General features: G+C 42.0%; 10 protein-coding genes. 2 read left to right on the top strand and 8 right to left on the bottom strand.

Features of this window, described 5'->3' with window-relative positions:
* Positions 1-207 precede the first annotated feature (207 nt).
* The 8 genes from AAG807_RS14920 to AAG807_RS14885 form a co-directional block, all read right to left on the bottom strand.
* Entirely contained in the window at positions 208-2,418 is a 2,211-nt protein-coding gene (locus AAG807_RS14920; protein WP_341905574.1) for a bifunctional (p)ppGpp synthetase/guanosine-3',5'-bis(diphosphate) 3'-pyrophosphohydrolase, read from the bottom strand.
* A gap of 159 nt (positions 2,419-2,577) precedes the next feature.
* The gene (locus AAG807_RS14915; RefSeq protein WP_341905571.1) at positions 2,578-3,012 is read right to left on the bottom strand and encodes a hypothetical protein; all 435 of its coding nucleotides are present in this window, start codon (positions 3,010-3,012) and stop codon (positions 2,578-2,580) included.
* A 119-nt stretch (positions 3,013-3,131) separates the two neighbouring features.
* A complete protein-coding gene (gene fahA / locus AAG807_RS14910; protein WP_341905570.1) occupies positions 3,132-4,412 on the bottom strand; it encodes a fumarylacetoacetase in 1,281 nt (426 codons plus the stop codon).
* A gap of 101 nt (positions 4,413-4,513) precedes the next feature.
* Entirely contained in the window at positions 4,514-5,185 is a 672-nt protein-coding gene (locus AAG807_RS14905; RefSeq protein WP_341905567.1) for an SGNH/GDSL hydrolase family protein, read from the bottom strand.
* Positions 5,186-5,291: 106 nt separating this feature from the next.
* The gene (locus AAG807_RS14900) at positions 5,292-6,068 is read right to left on the bottom strand and encodes a dienelactone hydrolase family protein (RefSeq protein WP_341905566.1); all 777 of its coding nucleotides are present in this window, start codon (positions 6,066-6,068) and stop codon (positions 5,292-5,294) included.
* Positions 6,069-6,245: 177 nt separating this feature from the next.
* Positions 6,246-7,292 carry a DUF4407 domain-containing protein gene (locus tag AAG807_RS14895; protein WP_341905563.1) on the bottom strand — a complete coding sequence of 349 codons (1,047 nt, stop codon included), beginning with the start codon at positions 7,290-7,292 and terminating at the stop codon, positions 6,246-6,248.
* A 153-nt stretch (positions 7,293-7,445) separates the two neighbouring features.
* Positions 7,446-8,165, bottom strand: a complete 720-nt coding sequence (locus AAG807_RS14890) for an aspartyl/asparaginyl beta-hydroxylase domain-containing protein (RefSeq protein ID WP_341905561.1) — start codon at positions 8,163-8,165, stop codon at positions 7,446-7,448.
* A complete protein-coding gene (locus tag AAG807_RS14885) occupies positions 8,162-8,638 on the bottom strand; it encodes a hypothetical protein (protein ID WP_341905559.1) in 477 nt (158 codons plus the stop codon). The genes AAG807_RS14890 and AAG807_RS14885 overlap by 4 nt, the downstream gene beginning before the upstream one ends.
* Before the next feature lie 214 nt (positions 8,639-8,852).
* On the opposite strand from AAG807_RS14885, the gene AAG807_RS14880 reads away from it, so the two are divergent.
* Both AAG807_RS14880 and AAG807_RS14875 read left to right on the top strand, forming a co-directional pair.
* Positions 8,853-12,641 (top strand): PKD domain-containing protein, encoded by a 3,789-nt coding sequence (locus tag AAG807_RS14880; protein ID WP_341905556.1) that lies wholly within the window; start codon positions 8,853-8,855, stop codon positions 12,639-12,641.
* Between the two features lie 1,816 nt (positions 12,642-14,457).
* The gene (locus tag AAG807_RS14875; RefSeq protein ID WP_341905553.1) at positions 14,458-17,346 is read left to right on the top strand and encodes a gliding motility-associated C-terminal domain-containing protein; all 2,889 of its coding nucleotides are present in this window, start codon (positions 14,458-14,460) and stop codon (positions 17,344-17,346) included.
* The last annotated feature ends 28 nt before the right edge of the window (positions 17,347-17,374 follow it).

Here is a 17,374-nt window from a genome sequence, read left to right as displayed (position 1 = left end):
AAGTAGTGATTTTTTTCTTCTGAAGCACGATCAGTTTGGCTGTTAATGAGAAGTTTTCAACGAGATATGAGGCTTTTGCACAGGATAACTGAAAATGTCTCGTCAAATAGCCATACCCCAGAAGCAAAACCCTCGAATCCACTGACCAAATAGACACATGTCTATCTGTATTTTTTTAGACTAATTGATCCGCTAACCGAGATCAAATCAATCCTCCTTCGTATCGTAACGCTCTACGCGCTTCACTCCTTCCACCTGCTCGAATTTTCGCATCAGAATATCCAAATGCTCCGTATCGTAAACCAATACATGGATCCGACCTTCAAACAACCCGTCATTTGCTTCAAACGAAATGGATTTCATATTCACATTCAATTCCTTCGAAATAACTTCCGTGATCTTATTTACAATCCCCACATCATCAATACCGATCAGACGGATAGCAGCTACGCGAGCAACCAAGTCCTGACTTCTCCAACGCGCCTTGATGCAGCGATAGGCCATTTTCGATTGCAAATGTTCTGCATTCGGGCAATTGTTCCGATGAATCTTGATGCCTTCCGAAATGGTTATGAATCCAAAAATCGGGTCTCCCGGAATCGGATTGCAACAACGCGCCATCTGATATTGAATGTTCTTGAAGTCCTCCCCAATGATGATCGTGTCATCCTTTTTATTGATTTTAGGATAAACATCCAATTCGTGTTTGTCCTTGTTGACAGTCGGTTTCTTTTCCAACTGGATCAATCCATTCACATTTTCAAGTTCCCGGAGTTTTGACAGATCAACTTTTCCCTTCGCAATGCGAATATATAAATCGGTTGCTGAGGAAAATCCGTAAAACCGCTCCAACACGGTGATGTTTTCAGATTTAAATCGAATATGTAATTGCTTGAACTTGCGTTCCAAAATCTCTCTTCCATCGGAAGCGATTTCCTTGCGCTCTTCGTTCAGTGCCGATTTGATTTTCTGACGAGCCCTTGCCGTTCCAGCCAACCTCAACCAATCTTCTGAAGGCTTTTGCTTGGAAGAAGTAATGATCTCCAGTTGATCCCCATTTTGCAATTGATAACTCAAAGGAACCAAGCGGTTATTCACTTTTGCACCGATACATTTGTTCCCTATATCGCTATGAATGTCATAAGCAAAATCCAGAATAGTAGCTCCCACCGGAAGAACACGCAAATCTCCTTTCGGTGTAAACACATAAATCTCTTCGTGGAACAGGTTCATCTTAAATTCTTCCACAAAGTCCATTGCATTCACATCCGGATTCTCCAACAAGTCGCGGATCTCGGAAATCCAACGGTCAAATTTGCTATCGTCTTTTTGATTTTCCTTATACCGGTAATGAGCTGCCAATCCTTTCTCTGCAATTTCATCCATCCGCTTGGTACGAATCTGTACTTCCACCCACTTCCCTTGTGGTGACATAACGGTTGTGTGCAAGGATTCATACCCATTTGCCCGGGGAGTGGAAATCCAATCTCTCAAACGATCCGGACTTGGCTGATAAAAATCTGTTACAATCGAATAAACCCTCCAGCAATCGGCTTTTTCCATTTCAACTGGCGTATCCAGGATAATGCGGATAGCGAACAAGTCAAACACCTCTTCAAAAGGCAGATCCTTGCTTTGCATTTTTCTCCAGATCGAAGAAATGGATTTGGTGCGTGCCTTGATATCGAAATGATAGCCTTCTTTATTCAGGGCTTCGCGAATCGGGTTTACAAAGCGGCGAATAAAGCGATTACGGACATCTTCCGTCGATTTCAACTTGAGCTGAATATCCCGATAAATCTCAGTTTCGGTATACTTCATCGCTAAATCCTCTAACTCCGTTTTGATGGAGTAAAGACCCAGGCGATGTGCCAAAGGAGCGTATAAAAATTTGGTTTCCGAAGCGATCTTGATCTGCTGCTCACCGCTCATGCTCTCCAAAGTGCGCATGTTGTGCAAACGGTCGGCCAACTTGATCAGAACCACCCGTAAATCATCCGAAATGGTCAGGATCATTTTACGGAAATTCTCTGCTTGTATGGAAGTGTTCTGATCGAAAACGTCAGGAATTTTGGTTAAACCATCGATGATCCGTCTTGCTTTTTCACCAAACAGATCTTCGACATCCTGCAATGTGATATGGGTATCTTCAACCGTGTCATGCAAAAGTGCACACGCAATGGAAGTTGCCCCCAATCCCATTTCTTCGGCACAAATTCGCGCTACGGCAATCGGATGATAGATATATGGTTCACCTGACTTTCGACGCATGTCCTTATGGGCTTCAACTGCTACGTCGAAAGCCTTTCGAATATACGCAGTATCCTGCCGGGTTCTATTCTTGGTCGCTTTCAAAAGTCCTTTAAAAGCGCTTAATATTTCTAATCGTTCTTTTTCTAAATCAATCTGAGGTTCCATAGCCAATGCGGAATCAATCTTTTAAGATACAAAAATAGGAGGAATTCACCTTGAATTTCATTTGGATTTAGGAAGTGTTAACATTAGCTGGTTAATCAACAAAAAAGCCGCTCCTTTCGGGAACAGCTTTTATTTATATTGAATCTGCCGAAGCAATTTCTACTTCTCTTTTTCGAATGTCAACGTATACGTTTCTTTTTCATCACCAAATTCAGTACTACTTTCGCTGTACTCCAATTTCAATGTCTTTTTAGATTCTTCAAGAATCGTATAAATTACGGTGTTTCCAGGTTCAACGAGTGTTAACTTATCTTCCGTATTAGACCATGTACCTGAGGATGCATCTGTAGAACCATCCGCAGTGAAAACCCATGTAAACTTTCCATCCTTTTCAAACTCAATGTATCCTGCATTCTGATACACGATTGAACTTTCCTGAACTCCATTGTAGTAATACTTGTAATCGTAAAGTGTGTTATTCCACTTTCCGCTTTTTGAATACAAATGTTTTTCGATTCTCTTTTCTTTAGAACAGCTTGAAAATCCGATTGCAATAATGGATAATAGCAGTAGTAATTTGGTTACGTTTTTCATAAAATTGATTTAAATAATTTCGCCAAAACTACAATTATAAATTTAATGGCAAAATGTAGACGCCAAATTTCCCTGTTCAAAAGGGAAAAACATTCCCACCAAAAGTCACCTACTTAAAATCAACCTTTTGCAGGAAGTATTTTACCGGAAACTTCACCAAATCCAATTCGAACTCCATCCTTTGATGAAAAGCCCCGCATGATTACCGTATCGCCATCCTGGATAAACTTACGTTCTGTTCCATCATTCATTTTCAAAGGTTTTGTTCCTTTCCAGGCAAGCTCCAGCATCGATCCGTAAGAATCAGGAGTCGGACCTGAAATGGTTCCCGATCCCAATAAATCACCGCAACGGATATTGCATCCGTTTACCGTGTGATGAGCCAATTGCTGCGCCATATTCCAGTACATGTATTTGAAATTGGAAGTACAGATCTTCGTTTCCGTTCCATTTTCCGGTTCGATGAAAACTTCCAATTGAATATCATAGGATAATTGACCTTCGTATTTCAGGTAGGAAAGAACTTCCGGATCTTGTTTCGGTCCATCCATTTTGAATGGCTGAAGTGCATCCAATGTCACAATCCAAGGGGAAATGGAAGACGCGAAATTTTTCGCCAAAAATGGTCCGAGCGGCACATATTCCCACGTCTGGATATCGCGTGCAGACCAATCGTTGAATAAAACCATTCCAAAAATAAAATCTTCCGCCTCTGCAGTAGAAATGGATTCGCCCAATGGTTTCCCTTCAAAAGTAATGAAAGCTGTTTCCAATTCGAAATCCAGGTTTCTGCAAGGAGCATAAATCGGCGGCTCTTCCGGATTTGGTTTGATCTGTCCTTTCGGTCTGATAACCGGCTCCCCGGAGATAATGATCGAACTCGATCTTCCGTGATAACCAACAGGCAACCACAACCAATTCGGCAATAAAGCATTTGAAGGATCGCGGAACATCGTTCCAACATTCGTTGCATGCTCTCTGCTGGAGTAAAAATCGGTGTAGTCACCAATTTGTACCGGCATACACATTTTTACATGCTCGATTGGAATCAATACCTGCGCAACATGTTGTTCGTTTTTCTGTAAGTCGGGTTGATTGACATCAAATAATTTAGACAGGCGATTTCTTAAATCACGAACAGCCTTCTTCCCTTTTTTCATCATTGGATTCAATGAATCTGTATTGAAATCAGCTAATTCAAAAGGCAAATTTTCCAAATATCCCAACACGTGAAGTGTTTTCAAATCAACCACTTTATCTCCGATCCTTGAAGCTACATGAGGAGTCAGGTTTTCAGTTCTAACTACCCCAAAAGGAATGTTTTGAATCGGGAAATCTGAATTGGAAGGAACCTCAATCCACGATTTCAAATCAGGATTATTTGCTGGAATTTGCGCCATTATCTTTCATTTTAATAGAAACAAAGATAAGACTTTAGACAAAAGACCTCGGACAAAAGACTTGAATTCACAAAAAAGATCAAGTCTTGTGTCTTTAATCTCTAGTCTTGTGCCTTCATTTGCATCTTTCTTCTGATTTCCTGCACCCAAAGCCCATACATCTTAGCACTTGGATGCAAGCCGTCATCCGCCACAAGATCCGGATCACTCAACCCCTGGCGCGAAATCCGAGTAATGTCAATGTAATTCAGCTGCAATGAATCTGCGATCCGTTTATTGGATGCATTGAATAAATCTATCCGGGAAGAAATCCGATTCATATTCGTTTTTCCATAGGGCGTGTATCCATAATCCGGAATTGAAAGCACAAACACCCGTTCCTTTTTATTGCCTGCCAACTCAATCGACTTCTGGCACAGTGAGATGAAATCGCGCTCATATTCTTCTAACGATCTTCCTTGAAATTCGTTATTCACTCCAATCAACAGGGTGACCAGATCATATTCCTTTTTCAGATTTGCAGATTCGATTGCTTCCATTAACTGATCCGTGCGCCAACCCGTACGTGCAATAATTACGGGACTGGTGTATTCTTCCCCCTCATTCCAGATGGAGTCGGCTAATTGATAAGGAAAATTGCTGTTTGTGACAACACTTTCACCAATAGTGTAAGAATCCCCAAGCGCCAGATAAGACAATCCTTCCTTTGAAGTTGTGCAATGGGTAAGTGATAAGATCATCGTAAATCCAAGAATAATTTTAGTCAGTTTCATGGATCAGTTACGAGCAAAACTTCGTTTTGGATTGCTTTTATTGACAGAACACTTAAGACCAGAGACTTGAATCACTCTTAGAAATCAAGTCTTTTGTCTTAAAGACCTATTTGACTTTCGATTTCATAAACTTATTGAAATCAATCCAACTTTGTTTATCAGCTGCCGCATTGTAAGAAATAGGCATGGAAAACTTCTTTCCAACTTCCGTTGAACGAGGATTTGTAAATGCATGTGTCGCATCCGGATAATTAATGAAAGTCATATCGGCACCTGCTTCCGTCATTTGCTTTTTAAACTCTTTGATATCTTCTTCAGGTACAAATGCATCTGCCAATCCGTTACACACCAGCACTGCTGCTTTCAGTTTGTCTTTATCAACCGGAATTCCGGCTAACCCACCGTGAAAACTAACGACTCCATCTACGGGAGCTCCCATTTTAGCAGCGTTTAAAACCACCGAACCTCCAAAACAATATCCTATGGCAACTATTTTGGAAGAATCAACTCCTTGAATCTTCAATGCCTGGTTGTATCCGGCCATAAATCTACCATATGAAAAATCAGGATTTGTGTAAAAAGGCATTGCTAAAGCTTGTGCATCTTTGGGGTTCACGACAACTTTCCCGGTCCCATACATATCAATGCAAAAACCGATATTTCCTTCTTTGGCGATCTGGATTGCCCGTGACTTTGGATAATCATTCAATCCCCACCATTCGTGAACAATCAGAACAGTCTTGGTTTTCTTCGTTATTTTAACTGGTTTGGCATAAAATGCGGTGTATGATTGCCCGTTGATGGAATATTGAACGGAATCCAAAACTTGTGAAAAGCCGGTTCCTGTGATAAAAAGCAATGCTAATAGAATGAATTGTTTCATGATGTAAAATTGATTTTTCATAAAAGTACGAAATCAACACTTTCACAAAACAATCTGATAAATCTTTTACCTTGAGAACTAGAACTATATCAGAATTCTATTTCACCGCAAAGAGTTAAAGAACGCAAAGTTTTTGATTCTCCCTTTGCACCTCTGCTTCTTTGCGGTTATTTTATTTTAAGCCAATTCGCGTTCTTTTTCTCCAAATTCTTTTTCAGATTCCAGGGTTGAAACTTTGGTTTCAAAGTCATCACGTAAAGCAACTTTGGTATCGTATGCACCAGCCGGCATGAAGAGCTTACTGATAATTGGAATCAACTCGAACAAGGTTAGAATCACCATCAACAAGTAATATTGATTTTGTAGACCGTGCGTTTTGTCTTTATCAAACAAGGACTGGAGAGCTTCTTTCTTGATCAGAAACCCTTTGCCATCCAATGTCTTTTCGAAGTCTGAAACACTCTTAGTGACTTTTGCGTTGATCTCATCCAGTTCTTTGGTAATCTTTTCCATTTCGGTTTTGGAATCTTTTTCCATTTTATCCAGATCGTTCTTCGCGATCATGTATCCGTTCTGCTTGGCTTTTGCAATTCCTGCAATACCGAATTTCCCGGAGCCTCCTGTTCCATCGATTTCTTTCAAATAATCGCTTTGCTTTTCGATCGCCAGGTCGCTTTTTTGTTTCAATTCCTCTTCCAGCTTCTTTTTATTTGCAAGCAATTCATCTTTTCTAGACTGATAAACTTGCTCCACCTCGATTTTCTTCTCCGCTAATTTCTTATCCAATAAAATAGGAACCTCCCGATCAATATCCGAGCTGAAGATGAATAAGATAATGGGTTGCGCCAAAAATGCTCCGATACACAAAGCCATAATTACCCGAAGCCCGATAGCCGCAATATTGGTTCTTTTCTTGTTGATCGAGGAAACCAATACCCGGTCGATGGAAAGGACAAATCCTCCCATGAAAATTCCAAGAGAAATAAACAGGAATGGCGAATCAGAATTGGTGCTCCAGAAATAACCCCATGCAAGTGTAGCATATAACCAGGTGAAAAGCATGGCCGATCCCAAAATCTTATACCTGTTACGATCAACAGTACAATCCTGGATCAGTTCTTTTATTGCCGTTGAAAACCACCACAACACCTCTGACATTTGATCGTTTTCAGCTTGCTTTTCCGGTTCCTTTTTTTGTTTTGTTTCGATTGTGTTTTCTGCCATGGTGCCGTTTATTCCAACATATAAACGGCAAACTTAATTCAGTTACAAAAACGAATTGTTTTTTTAATGAATTTTGGGAATTAGTTCGCTTTAGCGATCCTTCGAACTAATTAGATTTTTAGTTCCGGAAAAGTAACCATCCATTAGTTGATTTCAGTTTCTGCTTTTCAGCTTTTCTTCCAATTCCGAAACCAAGGGATGATTTACCATCTGAGGATTGTTCTTCAATTCTTCCAATACCCGGACAATTGTTTCCCGGGACAGATTCTCTTCCCTTACGGATTGAAAACTTGATTCAGGAGCCAATGCAAAAAACAATTCATCCGTCCATTCATTCCGAACACCATCGATCACCAAATGAACACGGTCCTCCGTCCCCCTATTTGCAACTGAATGAACAAAATTCACATTCGTATACCAGCACTCTCCCGGAAGCATGATCAATCGTTCATCAGCCAAAATAAACTCAATCTCCGGATTTGTGACAATTGGAATGTGTAACCTGAATTGGCCGTCTTCATAACCCAGTTCGTGATCGGTGTGCGGTTTGATTTCCGCTCCGACTTCCAATCTTAACAGGCGAACCGAAAGTATGGGAAACTTGAAATAATCGATCACTTCCTTAAAATAAGGACATTCCTTCATCAAGGGCGTTTCGGAAATCGATGCATTATCCGGTTGGTGTGCAAAAATATTTTGCTCGTTTCCATCCTTTGCGTATAAGGAAATGGCTTTCCAATTCCCCACATAGCCGCCTGTATTGAAATGCGGAATCCATTTATCTTCCATGACAAGGGATAAATCCTGTACCAATCTTTCTTCATCAAATTGAATGGGAAATTTTAAATGTGCTGTTAACTGCTGTTTGCTCATCTCAACCATTTTATCATGTTCGGAAAAGGTAAGACACCTTCTTTTTCTGAAGCGGAGCAGAATCCCATCCATTCCAGCAAGGGAAGTCCAATGTAATTTCCACTTTGAAATTGCTCAATGAACCATTCGGATTGGTTCCGGTATCCGTAGGGATGAAAAACGACTTCAGGTTTGATATCGATGTGTTTCAAAGCTGCATACGACCAAAGAATTGAAGCTATTTCATCTCCGGGAGTAGGCCAATCAGGATCCATTTCCTCTGTTCCGATCAAGTGTCGGAATTTTTCTTCTGTTACAGCCAAATGTCCGGCTTCATGTAATAAATCACCAGGAAATTTCATGCGCTTTGAATCCATCAAAATGGTATTCTTTTCAATCGACAAGCCCGGTAAAAAGCAATCATCCGGAAGTTCTGTCTCCACGACCTGAATCCCGATTTCCTGTAAAAAATGAATAATTTTTTTGCGTTCCATTTGGAAGTGAATAGTATTTGGAAGGATGAAAATAAGAAAAATCTCGTCGGGGCGAATAATTATTCGCCCCGACGAGATTACTAAACATTTACCAAATTATTTACTAAATCGTTTAAGTGCTTGATTTTCAAAATCATTAAATGGGAAATTAATACTTATTTGACACGGATTTAATCTCGACGGAGCATTGCCTCCGTACCTTTGCAGCAAATTAATGACGATTCACATTATGAGTTCTTCGGTTTATTCCATTTTTCACTTTTCCACTTTGACAAAACAGCTTCTTGTTCTTATTTTCCTAAGTTCATTCGGAACACTTTCGGCACAAGTCACTGTAGGTTTTCAAGGCGGAGAACCTGGAGATCCATGGGGATTCACTTCTACAGGAGCCTCCGCATTATCCATATCAGAAGCTACCCAATCACCCAATAAAGTAACCGGTACAACTTCTTTGGTTGTCGGAGGAAATACGGCAGGCGGAAATTGTTTTGCTACCGGATCGGGAAATGGTCCGAATACGGCAAGAACTTTTACATTTAACGCTTTAGACATTACATCAAGTAATGCTAGTACACGAAGTCTTACTTTCAATTGGGGAAACCGTTATCCTGCTTGTAGCGGAACGGGATGGGACAGCGGAGAGAATCTCACATTCAGAGCATATCATGACGGAGTTGCTCAGGCAGCTGTAACCCTGGCAACAGGAAACAACAACGCCCAGTTCAGCATCCTTAGCAATAGTTATACCTGGTCGGTTCCGCCTTGCGTAAATCAATTTTACTTCGTGGTAAGTGTTACAACCAATCGTGCAGATGAATTGTTGTTTCTGGATAATGTAACAATGACCGCCCCTCAATTAAACGGTTCATTGGTAACAAGCCCTATTTCAGGAAATACATCTGTTTGTATTGGAGCGAGTGAAAATTACAGCGTTACACCCGAGACTGGAATTTCTTATACCTGGAGCGGATTACCAACAGGAGCATCTTTCACTACTGCGAATGGCACAACGGCTTCTTCCACCATTGGCGTTAACTGGGGAACAACTCCTTCCGGAACTTACACATTAACAGTTACCCCGACCAACGCTTGCGGAGTGATTGGAACACCTCAGACTATTTCAGTTACGATTCTTCCTGCACCTACTCCCGTTACCATTTCAGGTCCAACTTCCATGTGTAGCGGAGATATTGTCACACTGACATCCAGTTATTCAAGCGGAAATACATGGTCACCCGGCGGATTGACGGTTTCGGGTATTTCAATCACAACGCCCGGAACTTATACTGTTTCAACAATGACTTCCTGCGGAATTGTTACCGCTTCGCATACCGTGACTCTTGATCCCGTTCCTACGGTTCAATCAGTTACAAATACACCTGTCAGCTGCTTCGGCGCAAGCGATGGTTCTTTGACGATTAATTCCTCGGATCCCAACGTGGAATACTCATTGGATGGGATTACCTGGCAGACGGCAAACTTATTTAGCAATCTTGCAGCAGGAACTTATACGCCACGTGTTCGTTTTGTCGGAGGCTGTTCAACCACTTTAGCACCTGTTCAACTGACGGAACCTGCTGTTGTAACTGCAAGTGCTTCCAATACAGGAACCTATTGTGAAGGCTCAACCGTTTTCCTTCATGGAACGACTTCATCTACCGGAACTCCCACTTTTAGCTGGTCAGGTCCGAATGGATATACTTCTACCTTACAAGATCCAACGGACATTCCACAAACCGGAACGCATACTTATCAATTAATCGTTTCAATCAATGGTTGTCAAAGTTCGCCCGCAACAACGACTGTCACGATCAATCCTATTCCAGTTGCAAGTGTATCGAATACAGGACCTTATTGTATGGGAGATGCAATCAATTTGAATGGTTCGACCACTTCAACCGGAACAGTTACTTATTCATGGACCGGACCGAATGGGTATACCTCCGGTATCCAAAATCCTTCAGACGCCACGGAAGCCGGAACCTATCAACTTCTAATCAGTGAGAACGGCTGTCAAAGTACTCCTGTCAGTACAACGGTAATTATTAATCCGATACCGGTTGCCCAGGCAAGTTATGTCGCTCCATTCTGTAATGGAACATCCTTGCAATTGAATGGAACCACAACTTCAACCGGAACCGTCAATTATTCATGGACAGGACCAAACAGCTATATTTCCAACCAACAAAATCCTTCCGACGCAACGATTGCAGGTACCTATACTTTGATTGTTACAGAATCAGGATGCCCGAGTATTCCCGCAACTGTAACTGTTGTTTCTCAAATTCCGGATGCAGCTGCATCAAACACAGGTCCATATTGTAACGGAGCAGTTGTTTTCCTTCATGGAACGACTTCATCCGCCGGAACTCCAACTTTTAGCTGGTCAGGTCCGAATGGATACGCTTCCGCCTTACAAGATCCGACAGATATTCCACAAACCGGAACACATACTTATCAATTGATTGTTTCCATAAACGGTTGTCAAAGTGCCCCGGTAACAACAAGCGTTACGATAAATCCGATACCTGTTGCAAGCGTATCCAACACAGGTCCCTATTGTACCGGAGATGTCATTCATTTGACTAGTTCAACTTCAAGTAGCGCCGTGACTTACTCGTGGACAGGTCCTAATTCGTTTACTTCTTCGGTTCAGAATCCATCCAGTGCAACTTTGGCAGGAACTTATCAGCTCGTGATCAGTTCGAATGGTTGTCAAAGTACTCCGGCAAGTACAACTGTTGTAATGAATACCATACCGGTTGCTCAAGCCAGTTATATCGCACCGTTCTGTCCCGGAATGCCCTTGCAACTCAATGGATCGACCACTTCTACAGGAACAGTAACTTATCAGTGGACGGGACCAACCGGTTATACCTCCACTCTGCAAAATCCTTCTGATGCAACTACTGCGGGAACTTATACTCTTGTTGTTACAGAATCCGGATGTTCCAGTATTCCTTCCTCTGTTGTTGTAATTTCACAAATCCCTTCTGCAAACGCATCCAATACGGGACCATATTGTGAAGGAATTGCTGTTCAACTAAATGGATCCACTTCTTCAGCCGGAGCGGTAAGCTATTCATGGGTCGGACCAAATGGTTATAGCTCCACCCTGCAAAATCCTTCAAATGCAACTTTAGCAGGAACTTATACTTTAACAGTTAATGAGGGTGGTTGTACAAACACTGCTTCAACAAACGTTATTGTCAACTTAAATCCAGTAGCGGGATTCTCTTCTTCAGCACCTTGCATGAATGACAGCGTTGCATTCTTGTCTTTGTCTTCGGTACCATCTCCTGAGATTATCACGAATTGGAACTGGGATTTCAACGACGGGTTTATTTCTTCGGAGCAGAATCCAAAACATATCTTTGGAAATACCGGAACGCAACCCGTCACATTAAAAGTAACCACTGCTTCCAATTGCAGTAACACGGTTACTCAGAATATTGAGGTAAAGCCGGCTATAGAAGCAGATTTTCACTTTTCGCCTTCCACTGTTTCGATCAGTGATCCTACGGTTCATTTCGTGAATTCCAGTTCAAATGCCACCACTTATCTTTGGGACTTCGGTTTTGAGGACATGCAGTCAACGGAGCTGTCTCCGGAATTTACTTTCCCTTCACAACCGGGCTCTTACTCTGTTAAGCTGGTTGTATACAATGAGGAAGGATGTAAGGATAGCATTACAAAAATCCTATCGGTAAAGGATGAGATGATCTATTATGTTCCAAATGCGTTCACTCCGGACGGTGACGAATTCAACCAAACTTTCAAACCGGTGTTTTCAAGTGGATTTGACCCTCAAAATTATACATTCCTGATTTATAACCGTTGGGGAGAAACCATTTTTGAATCTCATGATTCCACTATCGGATGGGATGGAACTTATCAGGGAGAAATGGTGGTAGAAGGAACCTATATCTGGAATATTACCGTGAAGCAATTGCATTCCGATGCGTTCGAAACTTTTTCGGGACATGTTTCGCTTGTCAGGTAATTACGAATACCCCTTCAACAATTAAACTATATCTCTTCTTACTTTTTTCCAAGGCAAAAAAAGTAAGCAAAAGAGCCAGCTATGGCTGGTGAAGACGAAGTATCGTTTCATTGAAACGTAATACGAGGTAGCCTTTCCCAATTACAGCATTCAAGCGGTCTTCCCTTTCGGGCTGATTCGCAGAAAGACGGGATCAGGATCCCAAATGACAAGCACTTTCCGGAATCAGCAACCGAAACGGAAGACCTTTGCTTTTTCCGATCAATACCAGGACGGGTAACAATTTCAGTCAAAACTTACGATTTCCCGGTCGGGTAATTGGGGTGATGACCGCTGTTAAAAATCACTCTGAAGTTCCGGAATAACTCTTCCGAAAAGGAAGCCTCTTGTTGTTTGATAATAAGTCCTGATTTGGAATGTCGCTTATCAGATAATTATCAAAACAATCACTAATCCGGGTTCTCTGCTTAAAATCCACCAATACTTTCCACTACACCTCATTCTCTTACTTTTTTCCTAGGCAAAAAAAGTAAGCAAAAATGCCTTGTCCCAATTACAGCATTCAAGCGGTCTTCCCTTTCGGACCAATTCACGAAAAGACGGGATCAGGATCCCAAATGACAAGCACTTTTCGGAATCAGCAACCGAAACGGAAGGCCTTTACTTTTTCCGATCAATACCAGGACGGGTAACAATTTCAGTCAAAACTTACGATTTCCCGGTCGGGTAATTGGGGTGATGACCGCTGTTAAAAATCTCTCTGAAGTTCCGGAATAACTCTTCCGAAAAGGAAGTCTCTTGTTGTTTGATAATAAGTCCTAATTTGGAATGTCGCTTATCAGATAATTATCAAAACAATCACTAATCCGGATTCTCTGCCTAAAATCCACTAATACTTTCCACTACACCTCATTCCCCTACTTTTTGCCAAGGCATAAAAAGTAGGCAAAACTGCCTTTCCCAATTACCACTTTCAAGCGGTCTTCCCTTTCGGGCTGATTCGCAGAAAGACGGGATCAGGATCCCAAATGACAAGCACTTTCCGGAATCAGCAACCGAAACGGAAGACCTTTGCTTTTTCCGATCAATACCAGGACGGGTAACAATTCCTGTCAAAACTTACGATTTCCGGGTCGGGTAATTGGGATTATGTCCGCTGTTAGAAATAGCTCAAAAGTTTCAAACACCTCTTCCGAAAAGGAAGCCTCTTGTTGTTTGATAATAAGTCCTGATTTGGAATGTCGCTTATCAGATAATTCCGAATTACGTCCCGATAGCTATCGGGATACGAATTCCGAATTACTATCTAATTTTTTCGGGGTTGATTTTACACTTTCGAGAAGTTTTTTTTGATCTCAAGATGTCAGCATTTTAGAACATCAGGACTTCATGTTAATTAAAAAAACAAACTAAAAAGTAGTGAAGCGCAGTAAAATTGCTTGTTAAATCCTTAACATAGGCATACTCTATCCATGCTTTATCTATGCTCTATCCATACTTAATCCGTACTTGATCTTCGGACAAGGGAAAATCAACCGATTTCCATGCCTCGGAGTTGAAAATAAGGGTGATTTTATTTTACATTTTTGAGAAGTGGGTAAAGCATAATCGGGATGCATTATTTTTTAATTATCAAGTACTGAGGACACTAGATTTATTACCCTGATTTCAGGCGTTCTTTTCTTAAAAACTAAAACGATTAAATGTTTGATAATAAACATTTTAAAGGTGATTTAATGCTTATTTGTTATGCTCTTAATCCACATGGAATATCACTCATCTACCTTTGTGCTAAATTATTAGTAAATCGAATAAAATGAATCCATTTTGCACTTCCGAAAAGCGTTCATACTATCCACTTTCAACCCTTATTTTATCTTTCTTTTTCCTGTTTCTTTCGGGAACTGTTTCTGCTCAAATTACATTAGGTTTTCAAGGTGGTGAAGTTGGTGATCCTTGGGGATTCACTTCTACCGGAGCTGCTGCATTAGCTATATCAGAAGCTACGCAAGCACCCAATAAAGTAACGGGAACAACTTCTCTGGTTGTTGGCGGAAATACGGGAGGTGGAAACTGTTGGGCCGGCGGAAGCGGAAATGGTCCTAGTACACCGAGAACTTTCACCTTCAATGCGTTGGATATTTCTTCCAGTAATTCTTCCTCTCGCACACTTACTTTTAATTGGGGAAACCGCTTCCCTTCTTGTAACGGAACGGGATGGGATGCAGGTGAAAACCTGACTTTTACGGCTTTTCACAATGGTGTTTCTCAGGGATCTATCACATTAGCTTCGGGTAACAACAATGCGCAATTCAGCATTCTTTCAAACAGTTATACCTGGACAATTCCTCCATGTGTTTCTCAATTTTACTTTGTTGTAAGTGTCACAACGAATCGTGCGGATGAATTGTTATTTATTGACGAAGTAAAGCTCACTGCGCCTCAATTGAACGGATCTTTAGTCGTATCACCTATTTCAGGGAACACTTCTGTTTGTTTCGGAAGCACTGAAAATTACAGTGTTACACCCGAAACCGGAATTTCCTATACCTGGAGCGGATTACCTGCCGGGGCGTCTTTTACCACTGCAAATGGCACAACCGGATCATCAAGCATGACGGTTGATTGGGGAACGGCTCCCGCAGGAACTTATTCACTCACTGTCACTCCTTCCAATCCTTGTGGAAATACAGGAACTCCTCAAACCATTTCTGTCACGATTCTTTCGGCTCCAACTCCTGTCACGATTTCAGGACCTACAGCTTTATGCAACGGCGAAACCATTACACTAACATCCAGTTATTCTTCCGGAAATGTGTGGTCTCCCAATGGAGAAACAACTCAGTCTATTTCAGTTACAGCAGCCGGAACATATACCGTTTCTACAACTACTTCTTGTGGAACTGTTTCCGATTCGCATATCGTAACCCTCCATGCTTCCACATTGGCAAGCATCACTCCAAGTGGTCCGACCAGTTTTTGTCCGGGAGGTTCCGTCACTTTGACTTCAGACAATGCATCCGGGAATAGTTGGTCAACAGGAGAAACGACTCAATCCATCACCGTTTCGACGGCTGGAAACTATATTCTTACACTTACAGGTGTTTGCGGATCGAATTCCGTATCGCAACAGATCAACATCCTTCCGCTACCCAATCCGCAAATTACGGGGACGACCTCGTTCTGTGCAGGACAGCAAACTACACTCACAGCTTCCGGTGGCGACACGTATCTTTGGTCAACGGGAGAAACAAGCACTTCCATCACAGTTACAACAGCCGGAAACTATACGGTTACTGCTACTAACAGTTGTGGGCAAGCAACATCTGCTCCAACAATTGTGAGCGTAAATCCACTACCAAATCCCCAGATTACAGGAAACGCTTCTTTCTGCGCCGGGCAACAAACCACGCTCACAGCTTCCGGTGGTGATTCGTATCTTTGGTCAACGGGAGAAACAAGCACTTCCATTGCTGTTACAACGGCCGGATCAATTACTGTCACTGCTTTCAACAGTTGTGGACAAGCAACATCTGCTCCAACAATTGTGACCGTAAATCCATTGCCCAATCCTCAAATTACAGGAAACACTTCTTTCTGCGCAGGGCAACAAACAACTCTTACCGCTTCCGGTGGTGATTCGTATCTTTGGTCGAATGGCGCTACAAGCACTTCCATCGTTGTTACAACGGCCGGATCAATTACTGTCACTGCTTTCAACAGTTGTGGACAAGCAACATCTGCTCCAACAATTATTACCGTAAATCCATTACCCAATCCGCAGATTACAGGAAACACTTCTTTCTGCGCAGGGCAACAAACAACATTGACAGCTTCCGGTGGTGATTCGTATCTCTGGTCGAATGGTGCTACAAGTACTTCCATCGTTGTTACAACATCCGGAAACTATACTGTCACTGCTTTCAACAGTTGTGGACAAGCGACATCTGCTCCAACAGTTGTTACACAAATCCCTCTTCCAGTCACTCAAATCTCCGGATCAACTACTTTTTGTGCCGGACAACAAACAACACTTACAGCTACAGGAGGAAGCACCTATCTCTGGTCGACAGGAGAAACCAGTGCTACGATTACAGTAACCAGTGCCGGAATCTATACCGTTTCGGCAACTAATTCTTGTGGAACAACTACCGCAACGACCACCATAACTATTTCCTCCATTTCGGCTTCGTTTACGGTTAGTACTGCAACCGGAACAGCTCCTTTAGCAGTAGACTTTACCAATACCAGTGACCCAAGTGCGGTTTCATTCAACTGGAATTTCGATGATGGTTCTGCGGAAACGGCTTCTTCCCCTTCCCATATTTTCACACAAGTCGGTCAATACAATGTGGAACTTACTGCAACAAATGCAGCCGGATGTTCTGCCACTTATTCCCTGACTATTGAGGTAATCGACATTCCAACTCCTTCATCGCTTATTATCCCCAATATATTCACTCCAAACGGTGATCATCAGAACGATCAATTCATCGTTGCGGCGGAACGGATTGAGCGATACAACCTCCAAATTCTGAACAGATGGGGGAATGTCATTCTCACCATGGAAGACCCTGAAAAAGGATGGGATGGTACCATCAACGGAGACCAAGCCGCTGAAGGAACTTATTTCTACCAGGTAACCGCTACGGGTACAGACAACAAGAACTACAACGAAACCGGATTCTTCGAGCTACTGCGCTAAGAACCGGTACATAATCTAAAACAAATAA

It is taken from the genome of Fluviicola taffensis DSM 16823 (assembly GCF_943372375.1).
GTDB classification, from domain to species: Bacteria; Bacteroidota; Bacteroidia; order Flavobacteriales_D; family Crocinitomicaceae; genus Fluviicola; species Fluviicola taffensis_A.
This window is presented reverse-complemented; position numbering and strand designations above follow the sequence as displayed.

Excerpts from the sequence above, each read along its gene's own strand:
- AAG807_RS14920 (WP_341905574.1), bottom strand. The coding sequence starts at position 2,418 with ATGGAACCTCAGATTGATTTAGAAAAAGAACGATTAGAAATATTAAGC.
- AAG807_RS14915 (WP_341905571.1), bottom strand. The coding sequence starts at position 3,012 with ATGAAAAACGTAACCAAATTACTACTGCTATTATCCATTATTGCAATC.
- fahA (WP_341905570.1), bottom strand. The coding sequence starts at position 4,412 with ATGGCGCAAATTCCAGCAAATAATCCTGATTTGAAATCGTGGATTGAG.
- AAG807_RS14905 (WP_341905567.1), bottom strand. The coding sequence starts at position 5,185 with ATGAAACTGACTAAAATTATTCTTGGATTTACGATGATCTTATCACTT.
- AAG807_RS14900 (WP_341905566.1), bottom strand. The coding sequence starts at position 6,068 with ATGAAACAATTCATTCTATTAGCATTGCTTTTTATCACAGGAACCGGC.
- AAG807_RS14895 (WP_341905563.1), bottom strand. The coding sequence starts at position 7,292 with ATGGCAGAAAACACAATCGAAACAAAACAAAAAAAGGAACCGGAAAAG.
- AAG807_RS14890 (WP_341905561.1), bottom strand. The coding sequence starts at position 8,165 with ATGAGCAAACAGCAGTTAACAGCACATTTAAAATTTCCCATTCAATTT.
- AAG807_RS14885 (WP_341905559.1), bottom strand. The coding sequence starts at position 8,638 with ATGGAACGCAAAAAAATTATTCATTTTTTACAGGAAATCGGGATTCAG.
- AAG807_RS14880 (WP_341905556.1), top strand. The coding sequence starts at position 8,853 with ATGACGATTCACATTATGAGTTCTTCGGTTTATTCCATTTTTCACTTT.
- AAG807_RS14875 (WP_341905553.1), top strand. The coding sequence starts at position 14,458 with ATGAATCCATTTTGCACTTCCGAAAAGCGTTCATACTATCCACTTTCA.